The 23,875-nt window shown below is 65.8% G+C and carries 25 protein-coding genes and 1 pseudogene; 4 read left to right on the top strand and 22 right to left on the bottom strand.

What is annotated here, in order from left to right:
* Together AC56KW_RS24950 and AC56KW_RS24955 are read left to right on the top strand one after the other, a co-directional pair.
* A pseudogene (locus tag AC56KW_RS24950) lies at positions 1-221 on the top strand (IS1595 family transposase); the annotation flags it as partial.
* 348 nt (positions 222-569) lie between these two features.
* On the top strand, positions 570-1,559 hold the full coding sequence (locus AC56KW_RS24955) for an SDR family oxidoreductase (RefSeq protein WP_497173325.1): 990 nt from the start codon (positions 570-572) through the stop codon (positions 1,557-1,559).
* Here the strand turns inward: AC56KW_RS24955 and AC56KW_RS24960 are convergent.
* The 16 genes from AC56KW_RS24960 to AC56KW_RS25035 all read right to left on the bottom strand — a co-directional run bounded on the left by AC56KW_RS24960 (position 1,553) and on the right by AC56KW_RS25035 (position 15,826).
* On the bottom strand, positions 1,553-3,151 hold the full coding sequence (locus tag AC56KW_RS24960) for a choice-of-anchor I family protein (RefSeq protein ID WP_497173326.1): 1,599 nt from the start codon (positions 3,149-3,151) through the stop codon (positions 1,553-1,555). The genes AC56KW_RS24955 and AC56KW_RS24960 overlap by 7 nt on opposite strands.
* Before the next feature lie 109 nt (positions 3,152-3,260).
* Positions 3,261-3,767 (bottom strand): hypothetical protein, encoded by a 507-nt coding sequence (locus AC56KW_RS24965; RefSeq protein ID WP_497173327.1) that lies wholly within the window; start codon positions 3,765-3,767, stop codon positions 3,261-3,263.
* A gap of 24 nt (positions 3,768-3,791) precedes the next feature.
* The gene (locus AC56KW_RS24970) at positions 3,792-4,490 is read right to left on the bottom strand and encodes an RNA pseudouridine synthase (RefSeq protein WP_497173328.1); all 699 of its coding nucleotides are present in this window, start codon (positions 4,488-4,490) and stop codon (positions 3,792-3,794) included.
* The gene (ltaE, locus tag AC56KW_RS24975) at positions 4,491-5,531 is read right to left on the bottom strand and encodes a low-specificity L-threonine aldolase (protein ID WP_497173329.1); all 1,041 of its coding nucleotides are present in this window, start codon (positions 5,529-5,531) and stop codon (positions 4,491-4,493) included.
* 13 nt (positions 5,532-5,544) lie between these two features.
* On the bottom strand, positions 5,545-6,429 hold the full coding sequence (locus AC56KW_RS24980; RefSeq protein WP_497173330.1) for a class I SAM-dependent methyltransferase: 885 nt from the start codon (positions 6,427-6,429) through the stop codon (positions 5,545-5,547).
* Between the two features lie 7 nt (positions 6,430-6,436).
* Complete coding sequence (fdx, locus tag AC56KW_RS24985; protein ID WP_497173331.1) at positions 6,437-6,778, bottom strand: ISC system 2Fe-2S type ferredoxin; 342 nt, start codon at positions 6,776-6,778, stop codon at positions 6,437-6,439.
* Positions 6,779-6,909: 131 nt separating this feature from the next.
* Positions 6,910-8,799 carry a Fe-S protein assembly chaperone HscA gene (gene hscA, locus AC56KW_RS24990; protein WP_497173332.1) on the bottom strand — a complete coding sequence of 630 codons (1,890 nt, stop codon included), beginning with the start codon at positions 8,797-8,799 and terminating at the stop codon, positions 6,910-6,912.
* 188 nt (positions 8,800-8,987) lie between these two features.
* Positions 8,988-9,503: a Fe-S protein assembly co-chaperone HscB gene (hscB, locus tag AC56KW_RS24995; RefSeq protein ID WP_497173333.1), complete on the bottom strand. Its 516-nt coding sequence runs from the start codon at positions 9,501-9,503 to the stop codon at positions 8,988-8,990.
* A gap of 16 nt (positions 9,504-9,519) precedes the next feature.
* Entirely contained in the window at positions 9,520-9,843 is a 324-nt protein-coding gene (gene iscA, locus AC56KW_RS25000; RefSeq protein WP_005666326.1) for an iron-sulfur cluster assembly protein IscA, read from the bottom strand.
* A gap of 160 nt (positions 9,844-10,003) precedes the next feature.
* A complete protein-coding gene (iscU, locus tag AC56KW_RS25005) occupies positions 10,004-10,396 on the bottom strand; it encodes a Fe-S cluster assembly scaffold IscU (RefSeq protein WP_005666324.1) in 393 nt (130 codons plus the stop codon).
* A 36-nt stretch (positions 10,397-10,432) separates the two neighbouring features.
* Positions 10,433-11,689, bottom strand: a complete 1,257-nt coding sequence (locus tag AC56KW_RS25010; protein ID WP_497173334.1) for an IscS subfamily cysteine desulfurase — start codon at positions 11,687-11,689, stop codon at positions 10,433-10,435.
* Between the two features lie 19 nt (positions 11,690-11,708).
* A complete protein-coding gene (iscR, locus tag AC56KW_RS25015; RefSeq protein WP_497173335.1) occupies positions 11,709-12,185 on the bottom strand; it encodes a Fe-S cluster assembly transcriptional regulator IscR in 477 nt (158 codons plus the stop codon).
* 160 nt (positions 12,186-12,345) lie between these two features.
* On the bottom strand, positions 12,346-13,116 hold the full coding sequence (locus AC56KW_RS25020) for a uracil-DNA glycosylase family protein (protein WP_497173336.1): 771 nt from the start codon (positions 13,114-13,116) through the stop codon (positions 12,346-12,348).
* Between the two features lie 97 nt (positions 13,117-13,213).
* The gene (locus tag AC56KW_RS25025; RefSeq protein ID WP_497173337.1) at positions 13,214-13,978 is read right to left on the bottom strand and encodes a PEP-CTERM sorting domain-containing protein; all 765 of its coding nucleotides are present in this window, start codon (positions 13,976-13,978) and stop codon (positions 13,214-13,216) included.
* Positions 13,979-14,135: 157 nt separating this feature from the next.
* Positions 14,136-14,780: a maleylacetoacetate isomerase gene (gene maiA / locus AC56KW_RS25030; RefSeq protein ID WP_497173338.1), complete on the bottom strand. Its 645-nt coding sequence runs from the start codon at positions 14,778-14,780 to the stop codon at positions 14,136-14,138.
* Positions 14,780-15,826 (bottom strand): fumarylacetoacetate hydrolase family protein, encoded by a 1,047-nt coding sequence (locus AC56KW_RS25035; RefSeq protein ID WP_497173339.1) that lies wholly within the window; start codon positions 15,824-15,826, stop codon positions 14,780-14,782. Before AC56KW_RS25035 ends, maiA begins: the two co-directional genes overlap by 1 nt.
* 96 nt (positions 15,827-15,922) lie before the next feature.
* On the opposite strand from AC56KW_RS25035, the gene AC56KW_RS25040 reads away from it, so the two are divergent.
* Both AC56KW_RS25040 and AC56KW_RS25045 read left to right on the top strand, forming a co-directional pair.
* Positions 15,923-16,822, top strand: coding sequence for a LysR family transcriptional regulator (locus AC56KW_RS25040; RefSeq protein ID WP_497173340.1), 900 nt, complete (start codon positions 15,923-15,925; stop codon positions 16,820-16,822).
* Between the two features lie 53 nt (positions 16,823-16,875).
* On the top strand, positions 16,876-17,466 hold the full coding sequence (locus AC56KW_RS25045) for a gamma-glutamylcyclotransferase (RefSeq protein ID WP_497173341.1): 591 nt from the start codon (positions 16,876-16,878) through the stop codon (positions 17,464-17,466).
* Here AC56KW_RS25045 and AC56KW_RS25050 read toward each other — a convergent pair.
* The 6 genes from AC56KW_RS25050 to AC56KW_RS25075 form a co-directional block, all read right to left on the bottom strand.
* Entirely contained in the window at positions 17,447-18,001 is a 555-nt protein-coding gene (locus AC56KW_RS25050; protein WP_497173342.1) for an AAA family ATPase, read from the bottom strand. The genes AC56KW_RS25045 and AC56KW_RS25050 overlap by 20 nt on opposite strands.
* 65 nt (positions 18,002-18,066) lie before the next feature.
* The gene (locus AC56KW_RS25055; protein ID WP_497173355.1) at positions 18,067-19,362 is read right to left on the bottom strand and encodes an MFS transporter; all 1,296 of its coding nucleotides are present in this window, start codon (positions 19,360-19,362) and stop codon (positions 18,067-18,069) included.
* A gap of 157 nt (positions 19,363-19,519) precedes the next feature.
* Complete coding sequence (locus AC56KW_RS25060) at positions 19,520-20,695, bottom strand: PA0069 family radical SAM protein (protein ID WP_497173343.1); 1,176 nt, start codon at positions 20,693-20,695, stop codon at positions 19,520-19,522.
* 62 nt (positions 20,696-20,757) lie between these two features.
* Positions 20,758-21,348, bottom strand: coding sequence for a tRNA-uridine aminocarboxypropyltransferase (locus tag AC56KW_RS25065; RefSeq protein ID WP_497173344.1), 591 nt, complete (start codon positions 21,346-21,348; stop codon positions 20,758-20,760).
* Between the two features lie 70 nt (positions 21,349-21,418).
* Complete coding sequence (locus AC56KW_RS25070) at positions 21,419-22,801, bottom strand: efflux transporter outer membrane subunit (RefSeq protein WP_497173345.1); 1,383 nt, start codon at positions 22,799-22,801, stop codon at positions 21,419-21,421.
* Positions 22,798-23,874 carry an HlyD family secretion protein gene (locus AC56KW_RS25075; RefSeq protein WP_497173346.1) on the bottom strand — a complete coding sequence of 359 codons (1,077 nt, stop codon included), beginning with the start codon at positions 23,872-23,874 and terminating at the stop codon, positions 22,798-22,800. Before AC56KW_RS25075 ends, AC56KW_RS25070 begins: the two co-directional genes overlap by 4 nt.
* Position 23,875 lies beyond the last annotated feature (1 nt).

The raw sequence follows: 23,875 nt of genomic DNA on the forward strand, positions 1-23,875 counted from the left end.
TCCAGGCGGGCCAGCGGGTGCGCGCAAGCAGCCAGCGCGCGATCCACGTGCAAAACGTGAACGCTTATCACCGACGTTTCAAGGAGTGGTTGGCGCGCTTTCATGGCGTGGCGTCATGGCGCCTGCCGAATTACCTTGGTTGGCTGTGGGCCCTCGATGGTGGGCGAGTTACTTCTGTCGAGCAATTGCTACGCATCGCGATCGGATTCATCCATAGGTAACGGTGACATCGCCTTGTAGTAACGATAGATCGCGTTTTCAGTTTGCCGCATGCTCATTTTTGCCGCGGGCGGCATTTTCATACCATTGTTTGGTCGCAGAACTTTACTATTGGCATTGAACATAGTCCACTCACATCGCCATAAAATGCCAATCTATCATCGAGAATTGCGGGCCATTTGACCGTGGACAACGAACATATCAGCAATTTTGGGGGCGCTGGGATGGGACGATTTCAACAACCCAGAATCCAACGCTGATCGGCTTGAGCTTGCCGCGCGGCATTCGAACGCGCCGGTCTGCCGAATCGCGGAATAATCGGCTTTTCAATATTGAATGAAAGGTCAACGATGAAGCGATCGACTCTTCGCGTGGTCATCATGGGCGCATCGAGCGGCATCGGCGCCGCGACCGCCGTCGCCTTCGCCCGCGAGGGCGCCGACCTGGTGCTCGGCGCGCGCGGCAAGGAAGGGCTCGATGACGTGGCCCGCCGCTGCTTCCAGGCCGGTGGCCGGGCCGAAACGGTGGTGGTCGATGCGACCGACGCCGGGGCGGTAGCCGCCTTCGCGCACGAGGCGCGCGGCATCCTGGGGCACATCGACCTGTGGTTCAGCAATGTCGGCAGCGGCGTGGTCGGCAAGTACCACGACGTGCCGATGGCCGACCACCGCAAGGTGGTCGAGACGAACCTGCTCAGCCACATGCACGACGCGCACGCGGTGCTGCCGATCTTCCTGGAACAGGACCACGGCATCTGGGTCAACATGATCTCGGCCGGCGGCTATGTCGCATCGCCCTATGCGGCGGCCTACTCGGCCAGCAAGTTCGGCCTGCGCGGCTTCAGCGAAGCCGTGCGCGCCGAACTGGGCAAGCGGCGCCACATCCATGTATGCGACGTCTACCCGACTTTCGTCGATTCGCCCGGTTTCAGCCACGCCGCCAACTATACCGGCGCGCACCTGTCGTATCCGCCGGGCGCGCTGGCGCCGGAGACGGTGGCCGAGGCCATCGTGAAGCTGGCGCGCAGCCCGCGCGACACGACCGTGATCGGCGCGCCTGCCGCCGCCATGAAGGCCACCCAGCTGGCGCCGAATCTCATCGCGTCGGGCATGAACCGCTTCATGGATGCCTGGGCCAGGCGGGCCGACCCGGCGCGCGACACGCGTGGCGCGCTGTACGCGCCGCCGCATGGGGCCAGCGGCATCCACAGCGAGCCGGATCGCCTGAATCAGCCACGCAGCCAGCCAGGCCAGAGCGCCAACAAGGCGCTGGTGGCCGGCGCGGCGGTGGTGGCCGCCGCGGTCGGTCTTCAGCTCATGCGCAAACGCTCGGATCAGTAAGTCAGATTGATCTGCATGACGGCGGTGGTGCCGCTGACTTCGTTACCGACGATCAGCAGCGGTTTCCCGTTCGGCGACTTGTCGGCGGGGATCAGGGTCAGCCCTTCCGGACCCAGGTCTCCCTTGTCGCCGTCGCGGGTGTTGAGGTAGGTGACGAAGGCAGCCTGGGCCGGCTTGCTCACGTCATACACCATCACCCCACCGACGCGCTCCAGGCCGATGAAGGCGTAATGCTTGTCGCCGAACTTGCCGACCACGGCGCCTTCCGGTTCCGGGCCCTTCGAGGCGCTGCGGTCTTCCAGGTCGTTGTTGTCGTTGCTGGCGTTGAACTTGACGTTCGGCAGCGCCGTGGTGCGGCGCTCGAACTCGTCGCCCGAGTCGTAGACGCGCTTGATGTCGCTGTCCCAGATCGAGAACGAGCGGCCGCCGAAGGTATACAGCTCGGTGCACTGGCCGGCGGCGTTCTTGCCTGTGATCCCGCCATTCGGCGTGGTCGTCACGCGCAGGCGCCCCAGGTTCGAATCGAGGATCCTGCTGGCCGCGTCCGGGAAGCGCGCCGGGTCCAGCCCCGCCGTGCAGTGCGCACGCACGCGGGTCTCTTCGTTGAAGCCCGGCCAGTCGGCGCGCGCATCGCCCTCGTTGGCGGTGATCAGGTAGCGCTTGCCGTCCACCGTGAAGTTGGCGATGGCGTCCGGCAGGTACATGCCTTTCACCGGCTGCGGGCCGATCTTGATGGCCGGCGAACCGCTGTTGGTGTTGGCGCCGCCATCCTCGTCCGACGCGTCCATCCCCATGCCGGCCACCTCATGGTCCTTGAAGCCGAGCGGCTTGACCGCGGTGACCTTGGCGGCCGCCACGTCGACGATGGCGATCGCGTTGTTTTCTTGCAGGCTCACGTAGGCGGTGCGGCCGTCGTCGCTGACGGTGATGTATTCCGGCTCGAAGTCCTGGGCCGCGCTGGCGTTCGGTCCATAGAGGCGGATCCCCTGCGCGCGCAGGGAAGCCTCCTGGCCGTTAAAGGCGCGCAAGTCGGCGGTGGCCACCGATGGGGCGCCGCCGCGGTTGACGGTAATGACGCTGACCGAGCCTTCCGGGTCGGCGCTGCCGGCCACGCCGTAGCCGCTCGGCTCGCCCTCGTTCGCCACCAGCAGCTTGCTGCCGTCCGGGGTGAAGGTGAGCATGTCCGGCAGCGCGCCGACCTTGACGCTGTTGACCAGTTTAAGGTCGGCCGCGTTATAGAGGGCCACGGCGCCCGGCTCGGTCTTTGGATTGGCTTCGATCGCCAGCGCCACCAGGCCGTCGTGCACCGCGACGCTGTTGACCGCCTTGCCCAGGCCGGCCACGTTGATGGTGCCAATCAGTTTCGGCGTGGCGGGCGCCGCCAGGTCCAGCACGTCGACCGTGCCGTTGGCGCCGTTGACGACGAACAGGCGGCGGCTCGACGCGTCATAGGCCGTGATTTCCGCCGCGCCCACCGCACCACCGTCGTAGCTGCCGATCTTTTGCAGCGCGAGCGTGGTCGGCGTCGGATCTTCGTCGTCGTCGCCACCGCAGGCCGCGAGCAGGCAGGCCAGCGCGATCGCGCTCATCATGGGAAGGTATCTGGCGGGTTTGGCGGGGCGGCGCAGGAGCATGGTGGTCGATTTTCCAGGTGTGAAAAATCGACAGCATAGTTGTCGAACATGACAGCGGTATGACTTGTCAGGCCCGTTCGATGGCGCGCTGCATCAGCTTGCGCGACCACGGCAGCAGCTGGAACAAGATACCGCACACCAGCGCCGGCAGGATGAACAGCTCGATTACCATATAGGCGCGGATGATCTTCCAGGGATCGGGGTTGTTCGGGTCCATCCCGCCCAGCAGGTCGCCGAAGGAATCGCGCGCAAGGTACAGCGTCGCGGCGGTCATCGCCAGTCCGCACAGCAGCGCGGCGCCCGCCCCCAGCAGCACACGGCGCGGTGTGCCGTGCAGGCGCCGGCGCAGCGGTTCGAGCTTGACGGCCAGCGCAACCAGCACCCCGTGCGCCAGGCCGAGCGTGCCCGCGATCAGGGCGCCGAACAGCAGTGCCGCGAGATAGAACGAGGGCATGATCTCGATGCGGCCCTTGGTCAACAGCGTGGCCAGGGTGAATTCGATCACCGGCATCACGGGACCGAGCAACAGGAAAAACAGGACGCTGGTCGCGACCAGGCGGAACGAACTTGGCATGGGAAAAGCTGTGCAGCGAAAAAATCAGAAGCGTTCGACGTCGCGCAGGAAACGCCAGCCGCCTGGCGGCAGGCCGCCCATGGAAATGCGGCCGATGCGCAGGCGCCGCAACGCAGTGACCGTCAGGCCGACGTCGCCGCACAGGCGCTCGATCTGGCCGCGCTGGATGTTCTTGCCGGCGATGCGCAGGCGCGCCTCGCTTTGCCAGCTGGCGCGGAACATGCGACCCAGCTTGTCCAAGCCGCCATCGGCGATGCGGCCTTCGACCTCGGCCACGTATTCGTACTCGTTGCGCGGCGCGTCCTCGACCAGCTTACGCATCACGCGCCAGTCCTGGCTCAGGACGACCAGGCCCGAAGCCATCGTTTCGAGAGGCGTGGCCAGGGCCAGCTTGTGCAGGTGGCGCCGCAGGAACGGCTTGCCGCGACCGTTGTCCAGCACTTGCGTATCAAGGCCGATGGTGGCCAGGACGGCATCCTGCTCGACACCGGCCGGCTTGTGCAGCAGGATGGTGACCGGTTCGGGTTCGACCGGCGTGGCGCCGGGCAGCAGCACGACGGCTTGTACCGGCGACACGCGCACGGCCGGGTCTTCGGCCACGACCCCGTCGACGCTGACCCAGCCGCCGGCGATATAACGTTCGGCCTCGGCGCGCGAGCAACCCGCCACTTCGGCGACGCGCTTGGCCAGGCGGATACCGTCTTCGGTGTTCAGTTCATTCATTTATGCTCGCCAATCCGCGAAGAACGCAGTGAACACCTCGACCGTGCGCTTGACGTCGTCGTTCGAGATATCGAGGTGGGTCACGAGGCGCATCCTGGGGCCGACCGTGGCGCGGATGCCGGCGCGCTCGAGCGCCTGGCGCAGCGGCGCGCAGGCGGCTGCGGGGACATCCATCCAGAAGATATTCGTCTGCGGCGCGCCGACCTTCAGCTGCTCGATCCTCGCCAGGCCCTGCGCCAGTTCGGCCGCATTGTCATGGTCATTGGCGAGCAGCGCGACGTTGTGCTCGAGCGCGTAATGGGCCGCAGCGGCGATCACGCCGGCCTGGCGCATGCCGCCGCCCAGCATCTTGCGCCAGCGCTTGCCCTGCTCGATGAACGATTTCGGTCCCAGCAGGACTGAGCCGACCGGGGCGCCCAGGCCCTTGGACAGGCAGACCGAGACGGTGTCGAAACCCTTGACCGCGTCGCGCAGGCTGATGCCCTGCTTGACGGCGGCGTTGCAGATGCGCGCGCCATCGAGGTGGGTGGCCAGGCCCTTGTCGTGCGCCAGCTTCGTGGCCGCCGCGATGTATTCCTGGCTCAGCACGCGGCCGCCGATGGTGTTTTCCAGCGCCAGCAGGCGGGTGCGGGCGAAGTGCATGTCGTCCGGCTTGATATAGGCTTCGATGTCGGCCAGGGCGATGCTGCCGTCGGGCTGGTTCGCGATCGGCTGCGGCTGGATACTGCCCAGCACCGCGGCGCCGCCGCCTTCGTACTTGTAGGTGTGCGCTTCCTGGCCGACCAGGTATTCGTCGCCGCGGCCGCAGTGGGTCATCAAGGCGATCAGGTTGGTCTGGGTGCCGCTCGGGGCGAACATGCCGGCCTCGTAGCCGAACAGGTCGGCCGCGTAATCCTGCAGGCGGTTGACGGTCGGATCGTCGCCATAGACGTCGTCGCCGACGGGTGCCGCCACCATGGTGGCGCGCATCGCGGCGCTGGGCTGGGTCACGGTGTCGGAGCGCAGGTCGATCCAGCGCTCGGTGCCCATGTTCGTGCTCATGCTCATATTCTCGTCATTCCGTCGTTGCAGGTTGGGGAGCGTAGAAACGCTCTCTCATTTCGCCAAGTCCCAGCTCGCCCAGCACCTCGCCCAAGCGCTCGGCCGGCCGGCGGCGCGGCAGGTTCTTGTAGGTGGCGACGATCAGCTCGTTCTTCATCGAGTGTTCCCAGCCCACCAGTTCGGTAACCGTCACCTGGTAGCCGTGCGCCTCGAGCTGCAGGCAGCGCAGCACGTTGGTCAGCTGGCTGCCGAATTCACGGGTGTGGATCGGGTGGCGCCAGATCTCGGTCAGTGCGCTGCGTCCCAGGTCCTTGCCCTTGTTCTTGCGCAGGACGGTCGCGACTTCGGCCTGGCAGCACGGCACCAGCACCATGTGCTTGGCCTTCTTCTTGAGGGCGAAGTCGATGGCGTCGTCGGTGGCGGTGTTACAGGCATGCAGGGCGGTGACGATGTCGATCGACTCCGGCAGCTCGGTCGAGGCGGTCGATTCGGCGACCGACAGCGGCAGGAACGACATGCCCGTGAAGCCCAGGCGCGCGGCCAGCTCGGTCGACTTGCTGACCAGTTCTTCGCGCGTCTCGATGCCGTAGATGTGCGAGCCCTCGCCCTCGGCCTTGACGAACAGGTCGTACAGGATGAAGCCGAGGTAGGACTTGCCGGCGCCGTGGTCGACCAGCGAGACGCTGCCCTTTTCGTTCTTCACGTCGCGCAGCAGCGGCTCGATGAAGTTGTACAGGTGGTAGACCTGCTTGAGCTTGCGGCGGCTGTCCTGATTCAACTTGCCGTCGCGGGTCAGGATGTGCAGCTCCTTGAGCAGCTCGATCGACTGGCCCGGACGAACCTCTGGCGGCAGTTCCTGTGGTGCCGGGACTTTCCTGGCTTGGTCGGCGCGCTTCATGGACAACTCAGTGGTTCTTTTCGGCGGCGTGGTTGATGGTGTATTTCGGGATCTCGACCACCAGGTCTTCTTCCGCGACGATCGCCTGGCACGACAGGCGCGAATTCGGCTCGAGGCCCCAGGCCTTGTCGAGCATGTCTTCTTCCTTTTCTTCCTGCTCGTTCAGCGAATCGAAGCCTTCGCGCACGATCACGTGGCAGGTGGTGCAGGCGCAGACGCGGTCGCAGGCGTGCTCGATGTCGATGTCGTTGTCGAGCAGGACGTCGCAGACCGACTTGCCGCTTGGCGCTTCGAGCACGGCGCCGTCGGGGCAGAACACCGGGTGTGGGAGGATGACGATTTGTGGCACTTGGGTTACCTCGGTTGGTATGTTGTAGGTGGTGCGCTACTGCTTGTTCTATGCCGCGTCAGCCGCCACGTCGTCCCCGCGGAAGCGGGAACGACGTTCATGGGGCGCGGGTCGCAATGCGTTCTGGACGTTCAGACCTCGTCCAGCGACTTGCCGGCCAGCGCCTTGCGCACGCTCTTGTCCATGCGGCGGGCGGCGAATTCCTCGGTGCCCCTGGCCAGCGCCTGGACGGCGCCGTGCAAGGCATCCTGGCGTTGACCCGGCGCGACCGACGCATCATTCGACGCACTCACCGCATCGCGCACCGCTTGCAATTGCTGTCCGATCGCGCCCTGCTCTTCAGGTGACAGCAGGTCGACATCGGCATCCAGCGCCGACTGCGTCGCCAGCAGGATGCGCTCGGCCTCGACCTGCTCTTCGCGCAGCGCGCGCATCTGCATGTCGTCGGACGCCGAGCTGTACGACTCTTGCAGCATGCGCGCCACGTCGTCATCTGCCAGGCCATACGAGGGCTTGACCGTGATCGACGCCTCCACGCCCGAGCGCATCTCGCGCGCCGCCACCGACAGCAGGCCGTCGGCGTCGACCTGGTACGTCACGCGGATGCGCGCGGCGCCGGCGGCCATCGGCGGAATGCCGCGCAGCTCGAAGCGCGCCAGCGAGCGGCAATCCGACACCAGCTCGCGTTCGCCCTGCACCACGTGCACCGCCAGGGCGGTCTGGCCGTCCTTGAAGGTCGTGAACTCCTGGGCGCGCGCCACGGGGATGGTCGAATTGCGCGGGATGATCTTCTCGACCAGGCCGCCCATCGTCTCGATGCCCAGCGACAGCGGAGTGACGTCCAGCAGCAGCCAGTCGTCGCCTTCGGCGCGGTTGCCCGCCAGCTGGTCGGCCTGGATCGCCGCGCCGAGCGCCACCACGCGGTCCGGGTCGATATTCGCATGAGGGATGGTCTGGAAGAATTCCGAGACGGCGCGGCGCACGTGCGGCATGCGCGTCGCGCCGCCGACCATCACGACGCCGTCGACGTCGTCGGCGCTGACGTTCGCATCGCGCATCGCCTTGCGGATCGCGTTCATGGTCTTGCCGACCAGGTGCTTGGTGATCTCGGTGAAGACTTCGGCGGTGACGGTCACCTGCACCAGCTCGCCCGACTTCAGGATCGCCTCGACCGTGGTTTCTTCGTTGGTCGACAGCAGTTCCTTGGCCTGGCGCGCCTTGACCATCAAGGTGGCGGTGTCGTGCTCGGAGAGTGGCGCCAGCTTGGCCTGCTCGGTGATCCAGCAAAACAGCCGATGGTCGAAATCGTCGCCGCCCAGGGCCGAATCGCCGCCGGTCGAGAGCACTTCGAACACGCCCTTGGAGAGCTTGAGGATCGAGATGTCGAAGGTGCCGCCCCCCAGGTCGTAGACCGCGTAGACGCCTTCCTTGCCATGGTCGAGACCATAGGCGATGGCGGCGGCGGTCGGCTCGGACAGCAGGCGCAGCACGTTCAGGCCGGCCAGCTGGGCCGCGTCCTTGGTCGCCTGGCGCTGGGCGTCGTCGAAGTAGGCCGGCACGGTGATCACGGCGCCGACCAGGTCGTCGCCGAGCGAATCCTCGGCGCGCTGGCGCAGCGTGGCCAGGATCTGGGCCGAGACCTCGATCGGGCTTTTCACGCCGGCGACCGTGTTCAGTTGCACCATGCCCTGGCCGTCGACGAAGTCGTACGGCAGGTTTTCGGCATGGGCGATGTCGGCCAGGGCCCGGCCCATGAAGCGCTTGACCGAGACGATGGTGTTCTTGGGGTCGGTGGTCTGGTGCACGCGGGCCTTGTGGCCGATGTTGGCGTGGCCGTTCGGAAGATAGCGCACGATCGACGGCAGCAGCGAGCGGCCTTCCTCGTCGCTGAGCACTTCGGGGCTGCCGCTACGGACGGTGGCGACGAGCGAGTTGGTGGTGCCCAGGTCGATGCCCACGGCCAGGCGGTGCTGGTGCGGGGCGGTGGACATGCCGGGTTCGGCGATTTGGAGGAGTGCCATAGTCGTGATACCAATATTGTTTTTCTGCGCCGGGTCGGTGCGACCGCTATTCTACGCGCCGGATGAACATACGCTGGCGTGGACGGGTTTCCCGTCCACGCGTCCAGCCAGCCCACATGTCGACGCATTGCACGAAAGAATTGAACGCGTGGATGGCATAGCCGTCCACCCCACAATGCCGCAAACGCTCAGGCGTCGATTGCTTCGAAGGCGTACTGCACTTCGTCGCCGAATTTATCGAGGAACATCAGGCCGCGCACGCCTTGCGCGGCGCCGCTGAAGTCGCCCGCGTCGAGCTGGCGCGCAACCGCCGCCAGCATGTTCTTGCGTTCGCTGCGCAACTGCGCCTCGAGCCGGTCGAGCGCGATCGCATCCTTGGCCGCGCGCGCATCTTCGAGTTCTTCGCGCCATTCCATCTGCTGCATCAGGAAGGCGGGCGGCATGGCCGTGTTCGATTCGGTCTGCAGGTCGACGCCGTTCAGCTCGCACAGGTATTGCGCGCGCTTTTGCGGGTTGCGCAGGGTTTGATAGGCCTCGTTGGCGCGGGTCGCCCACTGCATCGCGACGCGCTTCTCGGCGTCGGTCGCGTTGACGAAGCGGTCCGGGTGGACGCGGCCCTGGACTTCGCGGTAGGCCGAGTCGAGGGCGTCCTGGTCGACCTCGAAACGGGCCGGCAGCTGGAACAGGTCGAAGTGATTCTGCATCGGCGTGGCGTCGGCTTTAGATACGGAAACTCTCGCCGCAGCCGCAGTTGTCCTTGACGTTCGGGTTGTTGAAGCGGAAGCCTTCGTTCAGTCCCTCGCGGGCGAAGTCGAGCTCGGTACCGTCGATGTAGGCCAGGCTTTTCGGGTCGACGAAGACCTTGACGCCATGCGACTCGAACACCGCATCTTCGGCGGCGCTCTCGTCGACGTACTCGAGCTTGTAGGCCAGGCCGGAGCAGCCGGTGGTGCGCACACCGAAACGCAAGCCGATGCCCTTGCCCCGGCGTTCGAGGTAACGGTTGACGTGCTTCGCGGCTTTTTCGGTCAGGGTGATTGCCATGTGCTTCTCCAGCTCTGTTCTACTAAAAAAATGCTTGCGCTGCTGCTACGGCTGTGGGGTGGACGGCTTGCCGTCCACGCGGTCAATCGTCGTGTGCTTTACCACAGAGCCAACGTGAGCTGAACGCGTGGACGGCGGGCCGTCCACCCTACGCCATTTGTTACGCTGCTGCCTTCTCGTGCTTCGCCTTGTAATCGGCGACGGCGGCCTTGATCGCGTCTTCTGCCAGAATCGAGCAGTGGATCTTGACCGGCGGCAGCGCCAGTTCTTCGGCGATCTGGGTGTTCTTGATCGCCAGCGCCTCGTCCAGGCTCTTGCCCTTCACCCATTCGGTGATGAGCGAGCTCGACGCGATGGCCGAACCGCAGCCATAGGTCTTGAACTTCGCGTCCTCGATCAGGCCCTGGTCGTTGACCTTGATCTGCAGTTTCATGACGTCGCCGCAAGCTGGCGCGCCGACCATGCCGGTGCCGACCGCGTCATCGCCCTTGTCGAAGGCGCCGACGTTGCGCGGGTTTTCGTAATGGTCCAGTACTTTGTCCGAATATGCCATGGTAGTGCTCCCTTATTGGGTAAATGCGTACTTAAATTAGTGGGCTGCCCATTGGATCGAATTGAGATCGATCCCTTCCTTGAACATGTCCCACAGCGGCGACAGTTCGCGCAGTTTGCCGACCTTCGATTTGAGCAGCTCGACGGCGAAGTCGATCTCTTCTTCGGTGGTGAAACGGCCGATGGTGAAGCGGATCGAGCTGTGCGCCAGTTCGTCGCTGCGGCCCAGGGCGCGCAGCACGTACGACGGTTCCAGGCTGGCCGAGGTGCAGGCCGAACCGGACGACACGGCGATGTCCTTGACCGCCATGATCAGCGACTCGCCTTCGACATAGTTGAACGAGACGTTCAGGTTGTGCGGCACGCGGTGGTCCATGTCGCCGTTGATATACACCTCTTCGATCTCAAGCAGGCCCTTGGCCAGGCGGTCGCGCAGCGCGCGCACCTTGACCAGTTCGCTTTCCATCTCTTGTTTCGCCAGGCGGAAGGCTTCGCCCATGCCCACCAGCTGGTGGGTCGGCAGCGTGCCCGAACGCAGGCCGCGCTCGTGGCCGCCGCCGTGCATCTGCGCCTCGAGGCGCACGCGCGGCTTGCGGCGCACGTACAGGGCGCCGACGCCTTTCGGGCCGTAGACCTTGTGCGCGGTGAAGGTCATCAGGTCGACTTTCGATTTCTCGAGGTCGATATGGACCTTGCCGACCGCTTGCGCGGCGTCGCAGTGGAAGACGATGCCTTTCGAGCGGCACAGCGCGGCCAGCTCTTCGATCGGCTGGACCACGCCGATCTCGTTATTGACCAGCATGACCGAGACCAGGATCGTATCCGGACGCAGCGCGGCCTGCAGCTGCTCGACGGTAATCAAGCCGTTGTCTTGCGGCTCGAGGTAGGTGGCGTCGAAGCCCACGCGCTCGAGTTCGCGCACGGTGTCGAGCACCGATTTGTGTTCGGTCTTGACCGTGATGATGTGCTTGCCCTTGGTCTTGTAGAACTGGGCCGCACCCTTCAGGGCCAGGTTGTTGCTCTCGGTCGCGCCCGAGGTCCAGATGATCTCGCGCGGATCGGCGCCGACCATATTGGCCACGTTCTGGCGTGCTTCCTCGACCGCGGCCTCGGCGCTCCAGCCATAGGCGTGGCTGCGCGACGCCGGGTTGCCGAACTGCTCGCGCAGGAACGGGATCATGGCGTCCGCGACGCGTGGATCGACCGGCGTGGTGGCCGAGTAGTCCAGGTAGATCGGGAAATGGGGCGCAGTCGCGAAGCTCTGCTCGGTTTTCTTGTCCAAAGGCGCGTTCATCAATTCACTCCAGTAAGCTTCAATCTTGTCCGACGGTGGCGGGAGCGCCACGGTGCACGTGCACGACGTTCTGTTCTTTTTGCCGCTGCTGGTCGACCAGGTCTTGCAACGAGACCGAATCGAGGTAGTCGACCATTTTCTCGTTCAGCGTGGTCCACAGTTCGTGGGTCATGCAGCGGGCGCCATCGGTATGGGCGCCGTGGCAATTTTCTTTGCCACCGCACTGGGTCGCATCCAGCGGCTCGTCGACGGCGATGATGATGTCGGCGACAGTCACCTTGCCGGCGGGCCGGGCCAGGCTGTAGCCGCCACCCGGGCCGCGGATCGATTCGACGATCTCGTGGCGACGCAGCTTGCCGAACAGCTGCTCCAGGTAGGACAGCGAAATGGCCTGGCGCTGGCTGATGCCTGACAGCGTGACGGGACCATTGCCTTGACGCATAGCAAGATCGATCATCGCGGTAACGGCAAAACGGCCTTTGGTGGTCAGACGCATTACAACCCCGGTTAATGTTAAAATATTCCTCTTGTTCAACTATCCCGCACCACTGTGCAACACCTCTTGCGGGACCGGCTAAAAACCCGATTAGTTGAACGATTTAGTCAAGTATAGCAAATCGCCGGCGGCTTGTCTTGGAAGCCCCTGAAAACGGCCGTTACCGTTTGCGCAACAGCTCCATGGGACCGAACAGCTCCTGCATTCCCTGGTGCCCGATGAAACTCAGATTGTAGGGATGCTCGGCCAGCGCCTGCGGGAAGGCTGCCGTCTCGGGCAACCTTTTCAGTTGCTCGGCAATCTTGCCCCACAAGACCAGGGTCGGCGGCGTGGACTGCTCAGCCAGCGCCGCCAATACCGTTTGCAGGAATGGGAGCCAGGCGCGCGCATCGATGACCGGCGCAACGTGCTTGCGAAACACCAACGCCGCGTTCAGCAGCAGGAATCCATGGCCGTGCAGGTTGTCCTGCAGCTCGGCCAGGGTCTGGATCGAGCCGTCGTCCCTGGCCGCCTGCGCGATCGGCGCGAGCGCGGCGCCACCGGTCGCATCCGGCTGCAGGCGGCCGCCCGCGACCAGCAGCATCTTCATGAAGTTGCGCAGCGAGGTCGCGCGGTTGACCGGCTTCGACAGGCCGGTCGCGCACCACAACTCCCCTACCGCGCCGTCCATGAAGCAGACGCCGGTCGCGCTGTCGGCGCGCGGGTAGGGTCCCTCGCCCACGAGGACGTAGCGGACCTTGTCGAATGGTTGGGCGAAAGCGGCAAACAGGCGATGTTCGGTCGGCAGGTAATCGTCGACGGCCAGCGCCGGCAGGTAGCCCGGATTGGCGCGCGCGACGGCGTCGAGGCCGGCTTCAAGGATGCCACGCCAGGAGGCGTCGGCCAGGTCGAGGGCTTGCAGGATCGGGACGGGAATGGCGGTCGTGGTCATGGCGGACTGGCAGATGGATAACGGCGGATTGTAGCCCGCCCTGCCAGTCCTGTCCGCCGGCCTGGGCCGGATGCAGCGCCCAGGCCCGCAACCCGGGTCAGGCCATCCGGGAACGGCGCGACTTGCGGCGCGCCATCCAGCCCAGCAGCCCCAGGCCACCCAGCATCAGGGCATGGGTCGACGGTTCCGGCACACTGGCAGGCTGGACAAGAATATTATCGATCGCGATGTCGAACTCGGTGTAGTCATACACCTGGCCTGGGACGTAGGTCGAGAACCGCAGTTCGTCGACATTTGCCAGCACGTCGGCGAAGGTGCGACCGGACGGCAGGGTCGGGCCCGCTTGCGCGCCCAGGATGTGCGCCCCGCCCCAGCCCGACGGCAGGAGGGACGCGGTCGTATCGGCGATGGTCACCGACAGGTGCTGCCACCCTTGCGTGAAGTCGATGCTGCCCAGGTTGAACCAGATGCTGGTGAAATTCATGTCCTCCGGCGTGGTGGCATAGTCGCGCAGCTCGACGACGAGGTTGCGCATGACTTCCTCGCCGCGATAACGGATCGAGTTGGCGATGACGTCCAGGCCGATGGTCACGCTGCCGAGCTTGCTGTAATCGCCCAGGACGTCCTGGTTGCCGCGGTTGAAGAAATCGATGCCCCAGGCCGCGTTCACGCTGCGCAGCGCCGGCGCACCGTTGCCCAGGCTGGTATCGATCCAGGAGCCGACCGGTCCATCCTTGGGCAGGTTGCCATCCCAGCCCGCTGCGCCTTGTGAAAAATCGACGAAGGACGAGGTCGGCGCGGCCGATGCGATGCCGGTGACCAGGGAAAGCGCTAAAGCAGGAATCAATGTAGACAAGTTCATGATCTATCCTCTCTGTATGTTGGGAAATCAATTCTGAACTTGACGCTTCTCCTGACAGTTGACGAAACACCACCTTGTTTGTCGTAAATATGTATAAATTTATATAAGAATGTAAAATCTTTCTAAAGAAAATCTCCACATGTGCGCGCCGCGGCCGTTATTCGGTATCCGGCTGGTGCGACGGATGCGCCGCCTTGAACGCCGGCAGCTCGATGCACAGCGAATTGATGCGGTCGATGTTCGGGTAGGCCGACACATCGATATTGAAGCGCTGCGCATTGAACACCTGCGGCACCAGGTAGCAGTCGGCGATGGTCGGATGGTCGCCGTGGCAAAACGGGCCGGCGCCCGGATCGCGCGCCAGGTGCGCCTCGAGCGACTGGAAGCCCTCGATGATCCAGTGGCGGTACCACTCGGTCTTGGCCTGGTCCGACAAGCCCAGGTGCTTGACCAGGTAGTTCAGCACGCGCAGGTTGTCGATCGGGTGGATGTCGCAGCCGATGATCTGGGCCAGCTCGCGCACGCGCCCGCGGCCCGGTGCGTCCTTCGGCAGCAATGGCGGTTCGGGATGGATCTCTTCGAGGTATTCGATGATCGCCATCGACTGGGTGAGCGTGATGCGGTCGTCCTGGAACGATGGCACCAGGCCGCTCGGGTTGATCTTGCGGTACTCGTCCTGCAGGTGCTGCCCCCCGTCCTTCAACAGGTGCACGGGGATCGCGTCATACGCCATCCCCTTCAGGTTGAGCGCAATGCGTACCCGGTAAGCGGCCGAGCTGCGAAAGTAGGTAAAGAGCTTCATCAGTGCCTCTCATGCGATGGTTGCCGCGCAGTTGGCCGATACGGGGCGACTTCCTGGTCGATGGCCCCGAAGATGCTGGCGCCGCCGGCGTCGAACATTTCGATGCGCACCGTGTCGCCGAAACGCAAAAACGGCGTTTGCGGCTTGCCCTGCTCGATGGTTTCATACATGCGCACCTCGGCCAGGCAGCAGTAGCCGACGCCGCCGTTCTCCACGCTCGAGCCGTGCAGGCTTCCCTGCTTGTTGGACACCGTGCCCGAGCCGATGATGCTGCCGGCGCACAGCTCGCGGGTGGCGGCCGCATGCGCGACCAGTTGGGCGAAGCTGAAGGTCATGTCTTCGCCGGCGTTCGGGCGGCCGAAGGCGGCGCCGTTGAGCGTGACCAGTAGCGGCAGGTGCAGCTTGCTGTCATGCCAGGCGTCGCCCAGCTCGTCCGGCGTGACGGCGACCGGCGAAAAGGCGCTGGCCGGCTTGGACTGGTAGAAACCGAAACCCTTGGCCAGCTCGTTCGGGATCAGGTTGCGCAGCGAGACGTCGTTGACCAGCATGACCAGGCGGATCGCGCTTGCCGCCCGTTCGACGCTGGCGCCCATCGGCACGTCGCCCGTGACCACCGCCACCTCGGCCTCGAGGTCGATGCCCCAGTCCTCGGACAGGGCCGCGATCGGATCACACGGTCCGACGAAGGAATCGCCGCCGCCCTGGTACATCAGCGGATCGGTATAGAACGACGCCGGCACCTCGGCATTGCGCGCCTTGCGCACCAGCTCGACGTGGTTGATATAGGCCGAGCCGTCCGCCCATTGATAGGCGCGCGGCAGCGGCGAGTGGCATTCCTGTTCGATGAAGGATTCGGCGGCGTCGGCATTGCCGTCGTTGAGCTGGTCGTAGACCTGCTGCAGGCGCGGCGCGACCGCATCCCAGTCGTCCAGCGCGGCTTGCATGGTGCGCGCGATGTCGGGCACGGCTTGACAGGTAACCAGGTCGCGGCTGACGACGACCAGGGAGCCGTCGCGGCCGCCGGATTTGAGGGTGGCGAGTTTCATGGGCGTTTCCTTCGATATTGCTGAGTAGCCACCATTACAGACGAAAACCGACTATCATACAAACGGTATTTTCAACCCGATTTATCAGGTTTTCTCATGAATCCCACCCTGCGCCAGATGCGCGCCTTCGTCGCCCTTGCCAAGACCGGCAATTTCACGCTCGCGGCGCAGGCGATCCATGTGACGCAGTCGGCGCTGTCCGGGCTGATCAAGGAACTCGAACAGACCCTCGGGGCGCGCGTGGTCGACCGCAGCACGCGCCGGATCAACCTGACTGATATCGGCCGCGAACTGTTCCCGCTATTTAGCCAGATGATCGATGACCTGGACGGTGCGCTGGCTAACGTGGCCGCTCATACGCAGCTCAAGAAAGGGCTGGTACGCATTGCCGCGCCGCAGCTGATGTCGTGCACCCTGCTGCCGCAGGCGATCGCGGCCTACCGTCTCGACCATCCGGCGATCGAAATCCGCCTGAGCGATACCGAGGTCGAGGGCGTGATCGCGCGCGTCGTGTCCGGCGAGGCCGATATCGGCATCGGCCCCGAGCGCGTGCCGGCGCCGGCGCTGGAGGCGCGCACCTTGTTCGAGATGCCGTTTTCGCTGGTGTGTCCGCGGGATCATCCGCTGGCGACGATGCCGCGCCTGAGCTGGCGCGACGTGGCGCACCACCCCTTCATTTCGCTGCAGGGCCAGTTCACGGAACGGCTGCTCGACGATATGCATGCGTCGCTGCGCGAGACGCCCATCAAGCCGGCGCACGAGGTGACGTTCATGACGACGGCGCTGGCGATGGTCAGCGCCGGGCTCGGGGTGACCGTATGCCTGCCATATGCCGAACCGCTGGTGAAGCTGCATGGCCTGGTATTGCGGCCGCTGGATGAACCGGTGCTCACGCGGCGCTTTTTCATCTATACGCGCCCCAGCCGCTCGCTATCGCCGGCGGCCGAGAGTTATATCAATTTCTTGTTTGGATATGTAAAAGGGTCGCAAGGCTGATGGTGGGCGCCGCGCTACAATAGGCAGCATCATTTCCATTGCATGACTTTACGATGTCCCACGACACGATCGCGATCAACCAGCGGATGAACAGGTTCGACGGCCACGAGAGCGTGTGGCTGTTCGGCTACGGTTCGCTGATTTTCAAGGCCGACTTTCCCTACCTCGACCGGCGCCCGGCCTATATCGGCGGCTGGTCGCGGCGCTTCTGGCAAGGCTCGCACGACCACCGCGGCACCGAGACGGCGCCGGGACGCGTCGTGACCCTGGTGCCCGATGCCGGCGCGCGGTGCCATGGCATGGCCTACCTGGTGACACCCGAAGAATTCGCCCACCTCGACCACCGCGAAAAGAACGGCTACCTGCGCCTGGCGACCGAGATGCATTTCGACGACGGCGGCAGCGATGAAGGGATCGTCTATATCGCCACGCACGAGAACCAGGCCTATCTCGGCCCGGCCGACGAGCGCGATATCGCGCGCCAGATCGCCACGGCGCGGGGCCCAAGCGGCCCGAACAGCGAATATTTGCTGGGCCTGGCCCATGCCTTGCGCGAACTCGGCAAGCCCGATCCGCACGTATTCGCGCTCGAGCGGCACCTGGCCGATTTTGGCGATGCGGGCCTTACGCAGCTGCGCGCGTAATCTGCTCGTCCTGCCCGACCGGCGACAGGACGGCCATCACCTGCGCGGCGCGCTGTTCGAGCGTGCCCGTCAATACCGTGTACGCGATATCGCGGCGGTCGAGGTCGTCGAGCACCAGGCGCTGGACATGCGTGCGCCAGTCGGCGCTTTCGCGCACGCCGGGTTCTTCTTCATATGGGATGTCGTCGGCGCACACGAAATGGTGCAGGTAGCGGGTGCGGCAATCGTCGGCGTAGCGCAGCAGCGCGGGCGGGACCGGTTCGGTAACCTGGCCGAAGCACAGGCCGAGCAGCAGCGTGGTGAGCGCGTTGGTGTCGACGAACACATAGGGACCGGCCGCGCGCTCCAGCGCGGCGGCTTCGGCCTCGCGGTGCCGCTCGGCAATCTCGACATAGTCGTCGGCGCTGAGCCGGCCCTGCTTTTCTTCCCAGATGAAGCGGCCGATCTCGGGCACGAAGCCGGCGTCCAGTCGCTGCGCCAGAAGCCGGGCCAGGGTTGATTTGCCGGTCGACTCGGCCCCGACGAAAACAATCATCGCAAGATCCTGCTGCTGCGCTTGCATCTGCTTCACCTCTTTACCTCAGTTCATCAAGACGATCATTAATCCAGCGCCCGCCGGCGCGACTCGGTGTCGACACACAGGATCGCCACCGCCCCCACCAGCAGGAAGCTCGACAGCATTACCAGCGCCAGCGTGAAGTGCGTCGCCATCACCGGCGCGACGATCGCCGGCGCGAACAGGCCGCCGAAACGCGCGACGGCGCCGGCCATGCCCATGCCGCTGGCGCGCAGCCGTGTCGGATAGACCTCGGGCGTGAACGCATACAGGGCGCCCCAGGTCCCGAGCAGCGCGAAACTCATCAGCAGCGTCGAACCCACCACCAGTGCGGTCGAACTGCCCAGGCTGTAGCCAAGGCAGCCGACGCTGCTCAATAACAGGAAGCCGACCAGGGTCGGCTTGCGCCCCCAGCGCTCGACGCCATAGGCGGCCAGGGCGAACCCCGGCAACTGGACCAGCGCCAGCACGATCAGGAATTCCTGGCCGCGCATGAAGCCGAAACCTTCGGCGCCCAGGCGGATCGGCAGGTAGACGAACACGCCGTAATAGGCGATCGAGATCAGCGCCCACGCGACAAACAGCGCGATGCTGCGGCGACGCAGGCCGTCCCTGAACAGCGAGGACAGCGAGGTGGCCTGCCGGCGTTCAGCCTGCAGCGCCGGGATGGTGACATCGCGGCCATTGGTCCTGGCCACCCGCGCCAGCACCGCGCGCGCCTGGTCCGGTTTGCCGCTGCGGTGCAGGTACATCGGTGACTCGGGAATATAAAAACGCAGGAACACGCCCACCAGGGCCGGCAATCCGGTGACGAAGAAGATGAGGCGCCAGGCGTCGTCGCCCCACTGCACCGCCCACAGCGCCAGCACGGCCAGGCAGATCGTGCCGAGCGCCCAGAACGACTCGAGCAGCACCAGCCAGCGGCCGCGTCGGTCGCTGGGCAGGAACTCGGCCATCATCGTGTAGTCGACCGGCAGGGTGGCGCCGACGCCGATGCCGGTCAGGAAGCGCAGCACCAGCAGCCAGGCGAAGTCGGGCGCGAAGGCGGACGCCACGCCGAAGCAGGCGTCGATCACTACCGCCAGCATCAGCACCGGGCGCCGTCCGATCTTGTCCGCCAGGCGGCCGAACACGAAGGCGCCGATCAGCATGCCGACGAAGAACAGCGTCCCGGTCTGCAGGGCTTGCGGCATGCTCAAGCCGAAGGTCTTGGCGATCGACGGCGCGGAAAAGCCGATCGACAGCACCTGCATGGCGTCGGCCAGCCAGACCAGACCGAAGATCGTGAAGATGCGGTACTGGAATTTGCCAACGCCTGCTGCCTGCAGACCATGCTCTATCGAGAACACTGAACCGCCCGGCTTGACGGGACTCGCTGGATAACCGCTCTGCGCTGGTGGAACTGACGTGGCCATAGGATCTCGAAGAGTGCGATGGGACGGCATTGTAAGCCGGGGCCAGGCGTCCTGGGCCAGCCGTGCACATCAATATCGCATCTTAGAATAAATCCAGCTGGCCGGCTCCTTTCGCGTTTTGCCGGCCCGGCGCCTGCGGCACCACCAGCGGTCGCCTGAACTGCGAACTGTCGAGGCGCCCGAAGCGCCCGCGCAAATCCGAGAACCCCAGCCGCCCGGACGCCTTCTCGAAGCGCTGCCGGATGAGGTCGGCCCAGACGCCCTCGCCTTTCATGCGGGTCGCGAAGTCGCTGTCGTAGTCCTTTCCGCCACGCATCTCGCGGATCCGGTTCATCACCCGCTGCGCGCGGTCCGGGAAGTGGGCCTGCAGCCATTCTTGGAACAGGGGATTCACCTCATGCGGCAGGCGCAGCACCGTGTAGTGGGCGCCGACCGCGCCGGCGTCGCGCGCCGCGTCGAGGATGCGTTCGATCTCGGGCTCGGTCACGAACGGGATGATCGGCGCCACGCTGACGCTCACCGGAATGCCGGCCTCGGTCAGCGTGCGGATGGTACGCAAGCGCCGCATCGGCGCCGCCGCGCGTGGTTCCAGCGTGCGCGAGATCTCGGCGTCGAGCGTGGTAAGCGTGATGGCCGCGCAAGCAAGACCCTTTTGCGCCATCGGCGCCAGGATGTCGATATCGCGTTCGATCAGCGAGGACTTGGTGATCAGCCCGGCCGGATGGCGGCACTCGGACAGCACCTCGAGCACCGCGCGCGTCAGCTTGCGCTCGCGCTCGCACGGCTGATAGGCGTCGGTGTTGACGCCGATGGCGATGTGCTCGGGGACGTAGCCAGGCTTGGCCAGTTCGCGCCGCAACAGCTCGGGCGCGTTGACCTTGGCGAACAGGCGGCTCTCGAAATCGAGCCCGGGCGACAGGCCGAGGTAGCTGTGCGTGGGCCGCGCGAAGCAATAGATGCAGCCGTGCTCGCAGCCGCGATAGGGATTCAGCGAGACGCTGAACGGTATGTCGGGTGAGGTATTGCGCGACAGGATGCTCTTGGCGATCTCGTCGGTGACGACCGTCCTGAAAGCCGTTGGTCCCCCTTCGTCGTCGACCGCCCAGCCATCGTCGAAGCGCTCGCGGCCATTGACCTCGTAGCGGCCTTGCAGGTTCGATACCGCACCTCGGCCCTTGCGCGCGAGCGGCGGCGCGGCTGGCGCAAGGGCAATGTGCCCGTCGTCGAACGGTTCGCGCAGAGCTGGAAGATCGATCATGGCCACAAGACGCTCCAATACTGTATGTTTATACAGTATATTACGCCGCCCCGATGCCGAATTCAAGCGCGCGCGTACGATGCCTGTTGCGAAACGAACCCGTCGAAGGCTTCCAATAGCGGCCGGAACCGTTCGCCACTCCCTTCCAGCTGGGCCAGCGCCTGGGCCGCCGCTTCCAGGCTCGACAGCTGATGCGGGGCATGGGCCTTGCGGATGCGGTAGTTTGATGGCGCCACGTCCGTCAATGCCAGCCGTGGCAATTTTTGCAAACCGGAATTCAGGTACAGCATCTTGCGGCTCTTGCGCCAGGTGGCGTCCAGTACCACCAGCCGCACCCGGTCGGCAGGCAAGTCCGGCAAGGGCGGCGCCAATGGCAGGTTCTGGTCCCCCGCCGTCTCCGGGTACAGCAGCACCGGCACCCGCCCATCCGCATGCAGCAGTTCGTCCAGTGCGTCCGGCGCAAAGGTCTCGCCGACGGCCAGGCTGCTGCCCGCCACGCTCAGGTGCAGCAGCCGCGCGCTGTTCTTGGCGTTGCCCACTTCCAGCGGATGCTGCAGCACCAGCAAGCCGGCTCGGGATTGCACGCGCGCGATCCAGTGGCAGATGCAGGCCGATTGCGCGCGCAGGCAGGTCGGGCAGGTCGGGCGCTTCATGACAAACCGGTCCCGATGTTGGATCGAAGGACCGGGGCGCCGGCCTTCGCGGGGACGACGTGGCATCTGCTCACGGCGCCGGCGTCCATCCGCCGCCCAGCGCGCGGTACAGGTCGACGTGCGCCGCCAGCAGGCTGGTACGCAGCTGCAGCGCATTCAGGTCGGCATTGAACGCGGTGCGCTGCGCGTCGAGTTCTTCGAGATAGGACGCATAGCCGTTGCGATAGCGGTTGCGCGCCACCCGCAGCACCTCGCCCGCTGCGACCCGCCGCGCCTCGGCTTCCACCAGTTGCCGCCGCAAGCCGTCGACCGAGGCCAGTGCGTTCTCGGTCTCGGCAAAGGCCGAGCGCACCACCGCTTCATATGTGTACACCGCGCGGTCGCGCACCGTGCCCGCGATCTCGGCCTGCGCCCGCAGCCGCCCGGCATCGAACAGCGGCGCCAGCACGCTGCCGCCGATGCTCCACAACTCGGTGGGCGAGCGCAGCAGCTGCGACAGGCTGCGCCCCTGTGCGCCGAGCGATGCCGTCAGGCGGATCGACGGCAGCAGCTGGTCGCGCGCCACCGCCAGGCTCGCATCGCTGGCCGCCACCAGGCGCTCGGCCTGGGCGATGTCGGGACGCCGCCGCAGCAGTTCGGATGGCAGGCCCGGCGCGGGTCGCGGCTCGCGCAGCGCCGTCAACTCGGCCCCACGCGCCACTGGACCGGGACTGGCGCCGAGCAGCACGTTCAGCGCCTGCTCCTGCAGCGCGATCTGGCGTTCCAGTTGCGGCACGGCGGCGGCGGTCGCGTGCAGCTCGGCCTCGGCCTGCGACATCTCCAGGCGCGAGCTGTAGCCCACTTCGAACTGGTGGCGCGCAAGTTCGAACGAGCGCTCGCGCGATTCGAGCGTCGCCCGTGCCAGCGCCAGCTGGGCATCCAGGCCCAGCAGATTCAGGTAGCCGGACGCCGTGTTCGCCGCTACCGCCAGCGCCGTGGCCTCCAGCGCCGCCTCCTGCGACAGCGATTCGAAACGCGCCGCCTCCACGCCGCCGGCAATGCGGCCGAACAGGTCCAGCTCGTAACTCGCCTGCACCGCGCCGACGATCGAGGTGGTCTCGACCGGCTCGCCCAATGGTCCGATGGCGCGCGCGCGTGTCGGCCCCAGCGACAGGTTCAAGGCCGGCAGCCGCGCGCTGGCGGCCACGCGAATGCGCGCCTGGTATTCCTGCAGGCGGGAGCGTGCGATCTGGAGGTCGCCGTTATTGTCGAGCGCGCGCCGTACCAGCGTATCGAGCACAGGGTCGCCAAAGGCGCGCCACCAGTCGCGGTCGATCGCGGCGCTTGTGCCCACGCCGGCCGTGCGCCAGCCCGGGGGAACCGTCAGCGACGCCTCCGGCGCCGGCTGCGGCGCCATCGCGCACGCCGCCAACAGCAATGGCAGCGGCGCCAGAACGAACGAACCCCGGCTCACCGCGCAGCTCCGGCTTGCGCCGTATCGATCGTGGTCACCACCGACATGCCCGGCCGCAGGCGCCGGGCCAGCGGCTGGTTCGGATCGATGCTGATCCGCACCGGGATACGCTGGGCGATCTTGACGAAATTGCCGGTGGCGTTATCGGGCGCGATCACCGAGAACTCCGAGCCGGTCGCCGGCGAGATGCGTTCGACGCGGCCGCGCAGTCGCGCATTGCCGAGGGCGTCGACGCTGAAGGTCACCGGCTGGCCCACAGCGACATTTGCCATCTGCGTTTCCTTCATGTTCGCGATCACCCACATCGTGTCCGGCACCAGGGCCGTCAGTTGCGCGCCGGCGTTCACGTAGGCGCCCTGGCGCACCGTCACCTGGCCCAGCTGGCCGTCGCGCGGCGCGGTGATCCGGGTATTGGCGATGTCGATCTCGGCCAGCTTCACCGCCGCTTCGGCGTTCGCGACCGCCGCCTCGAGCGCGGCGCGGTTGACGTCGACCGAGCGCAGGTTCTGGCGCGCGATCTCGAGCGCGGCGCGCGACTGGTCGCGGCTGGCAGCGGCCTGCGCCTGCGCGGCGCGCGCGGCGTCGAGTTCGCGCGCCGACAGCGAACCGTCGGCCGCCAGCTCTTCCACGCGGCGCAGGTCGGCTTGCGCGCGCCGCGCCTGCGCCTCGTTCGACGCCAGCAGCGCCTGGTTTTGCGCGATCGTCGCGCGCGCGCTGGACTGGCTTTGCGTGAAATTGGCCAGGGCCGCCTCGCGGTTGGCCAGCTCGGCGCGCGCCTGCGCCAGGCGCTGGGTCGGGATGCGCTCGTCGATGCGCATCAGCAGCTCGCCCTTCCTGACCATCTGGAAATCCTGCACCCGCACCTCGACCACGTAGCCGCTCAGTTGCGGACTGATGATCGTCACCTGCCCGCGCACCAGCGCGTTCTCGGTGCTTTGCAGGGTGCTGTGGAACGGCGGCAGGTTCCAGGCGTACAGGACGATGAGGACGCCGGCGGCGGCGATGGCGCCGAATGCAAGTGCGCTCAGCAGGATGCGGCGCGAACGGGGAGGAACGGAAGATGGTTCTGGCATA

This window comes from Telluria sp. RT2P19 (assembly GCF_059685725.1).

Coding starts and splice junctions, on each gene's coding strand:
- AC56KW_RS25035 (WP_497173339.1), bottom strand. CDS start 15,826: ATGAAACTCGCCACCCTCAAATCCGGCGGCCGCGACGGCTCCCTGGTC.
- AC56KW_RS25050 (WP_497173342.1), bottom strand. CDS start 18,001: ATGATTGTTTTCGTCGGGGCCGAGTCGACCGGCAAATCAACCCTGGCC.
- iscA (WP_005666326.1), bottom strand. CDS start 9,843: ATGGCAATCACCCTGACCGAAAAAGCCGCGAAGCACGTCAACCGTTAC.
- AC56KW_RS24980 (WP_497173330.1), bottom strand. CDS start 6,429: ATGAAGCGCGCCGACCAAGCCAGGAAAGTCCCGGCACCACAGGAACTG.
- AC56KW_RS24965 (WP_497173327.1), bottom strand. CDS start 3,767: ATGCCAAGTTCGTTCCGCCTGGTCGCGACCAGCGTCCTGTTTTTCCTG.
- AC56KW_RS25025 (WP_497173337.1), bottom strand. CDS start 13,978: ATGAACTTGTCTACATTGATTCCTGCTTTAGCGCTTTCCCTGGTCACC.
- AC56KW_RS25045 (WP_497173341.1), top strand. CDS start 16,876: ATGTCCCACGACACGATCGCGATCAACCAGCGGATGAACAGGTTCGAC.
- AC56KW_RS25075 (WP_497173346.1), bottom strand. CDS start 23,874: ATGCCAGAACCATCTTCCGTTCCTCCCCGTTCGCGCCGCATCCTGCTG.
- AC56KW_RS24960 (WP_497173326.1), bottom strand. CDS start 3,151: ATGATGAGCGCGATCGCGCTGGCCTGCCTGCTCGCGGCCTGCGGTGGC.
- iscR (WP_497173335.1), bottom strand. CDS start 12,185: ATGCGTCTGACCACCAAAGGCCGTTTTGCCGTTACCGCGATGATCGAT.
- AC56KW_RS24955 (WP_497173325.1), top strand. CDS start 570: ATGAAGCGATCGACTCTTCGCGTGGTCATCATGGGCGCATCGAGCGGC.
- maiA (WP_497173338.1), bottom strand. CDS start 14,780: ATGAAGCTCTTTACCTACTTTCGCAGCTCGGCCGCTTACCGGGTACGC.
- AC56KW_RS25020 (WP_497173336.1), bottom strand. CDS start 13,116: ATGACCACGACCGCCATTCCCGTCCCGATCCTGCAAGCCCTCGACCTG.
- AC56KW_RS25040 (WP_497173340.1), top strand. CDS start 15,923: ATGAATCCCACCCTGCGCCAGATGCGCGCCTTCGTCGCCCTTGCCAAG.
- iscU (WP_005666324.1), bottom strand. CDS start 10,396: ATGGCATATTCGGACAAAGTACTGGACCATTACGAAAACCCGCGCAAC.
- AC56KW_RS25060 (WP_497173343.1), bottom strand. CDS start 20,695: ATGATCGATCTTCCAGCTCTGCGCGAACCGTTCGACGACGGGCACATT.
- AC56KW_RS25065 (WP_497173344.1), bottom strand. CDS start 21,348: ATGAAGCGCCCGACCTGCCCGACCTGCCTGCGCGCGCAATCGGCCTGC.
- AC56KW_RS25010 (WP_497173334.1), bottom strand. CDS start 11,689: ATGAACGCGCCTTTGGACAAGAAAACCGAGCAGAGCTTCGCGACTGCG.
- ltaE (WP_497173329.1), bottom strand. CDS start 5,531: ATGAGCACGAACATGGGCACCGAGCGCTGGATCGACCTGCGCTCCGAC.
- hscB (WP_497173333.1), bottom strand. CDS start 9,503: ATGCAGAATCACTTCGACCTGTTCCAGCTGCCGGCCCGTTTCGAGGTC.
- hscA (WP_497173332.1), bottom strand. CDS start 8,799: ATGGCACTCCTCCAAATCGCCGAACCCGGCATGTCCACCGCCCCGCAC.
- AC56KW_RS24970 (WP_497173328.1), bottom strand. CDS start 4,490: ATGAATGAACTGAACACCGAAGACGGTATCCGCCTGGCCAAGCGCGTC.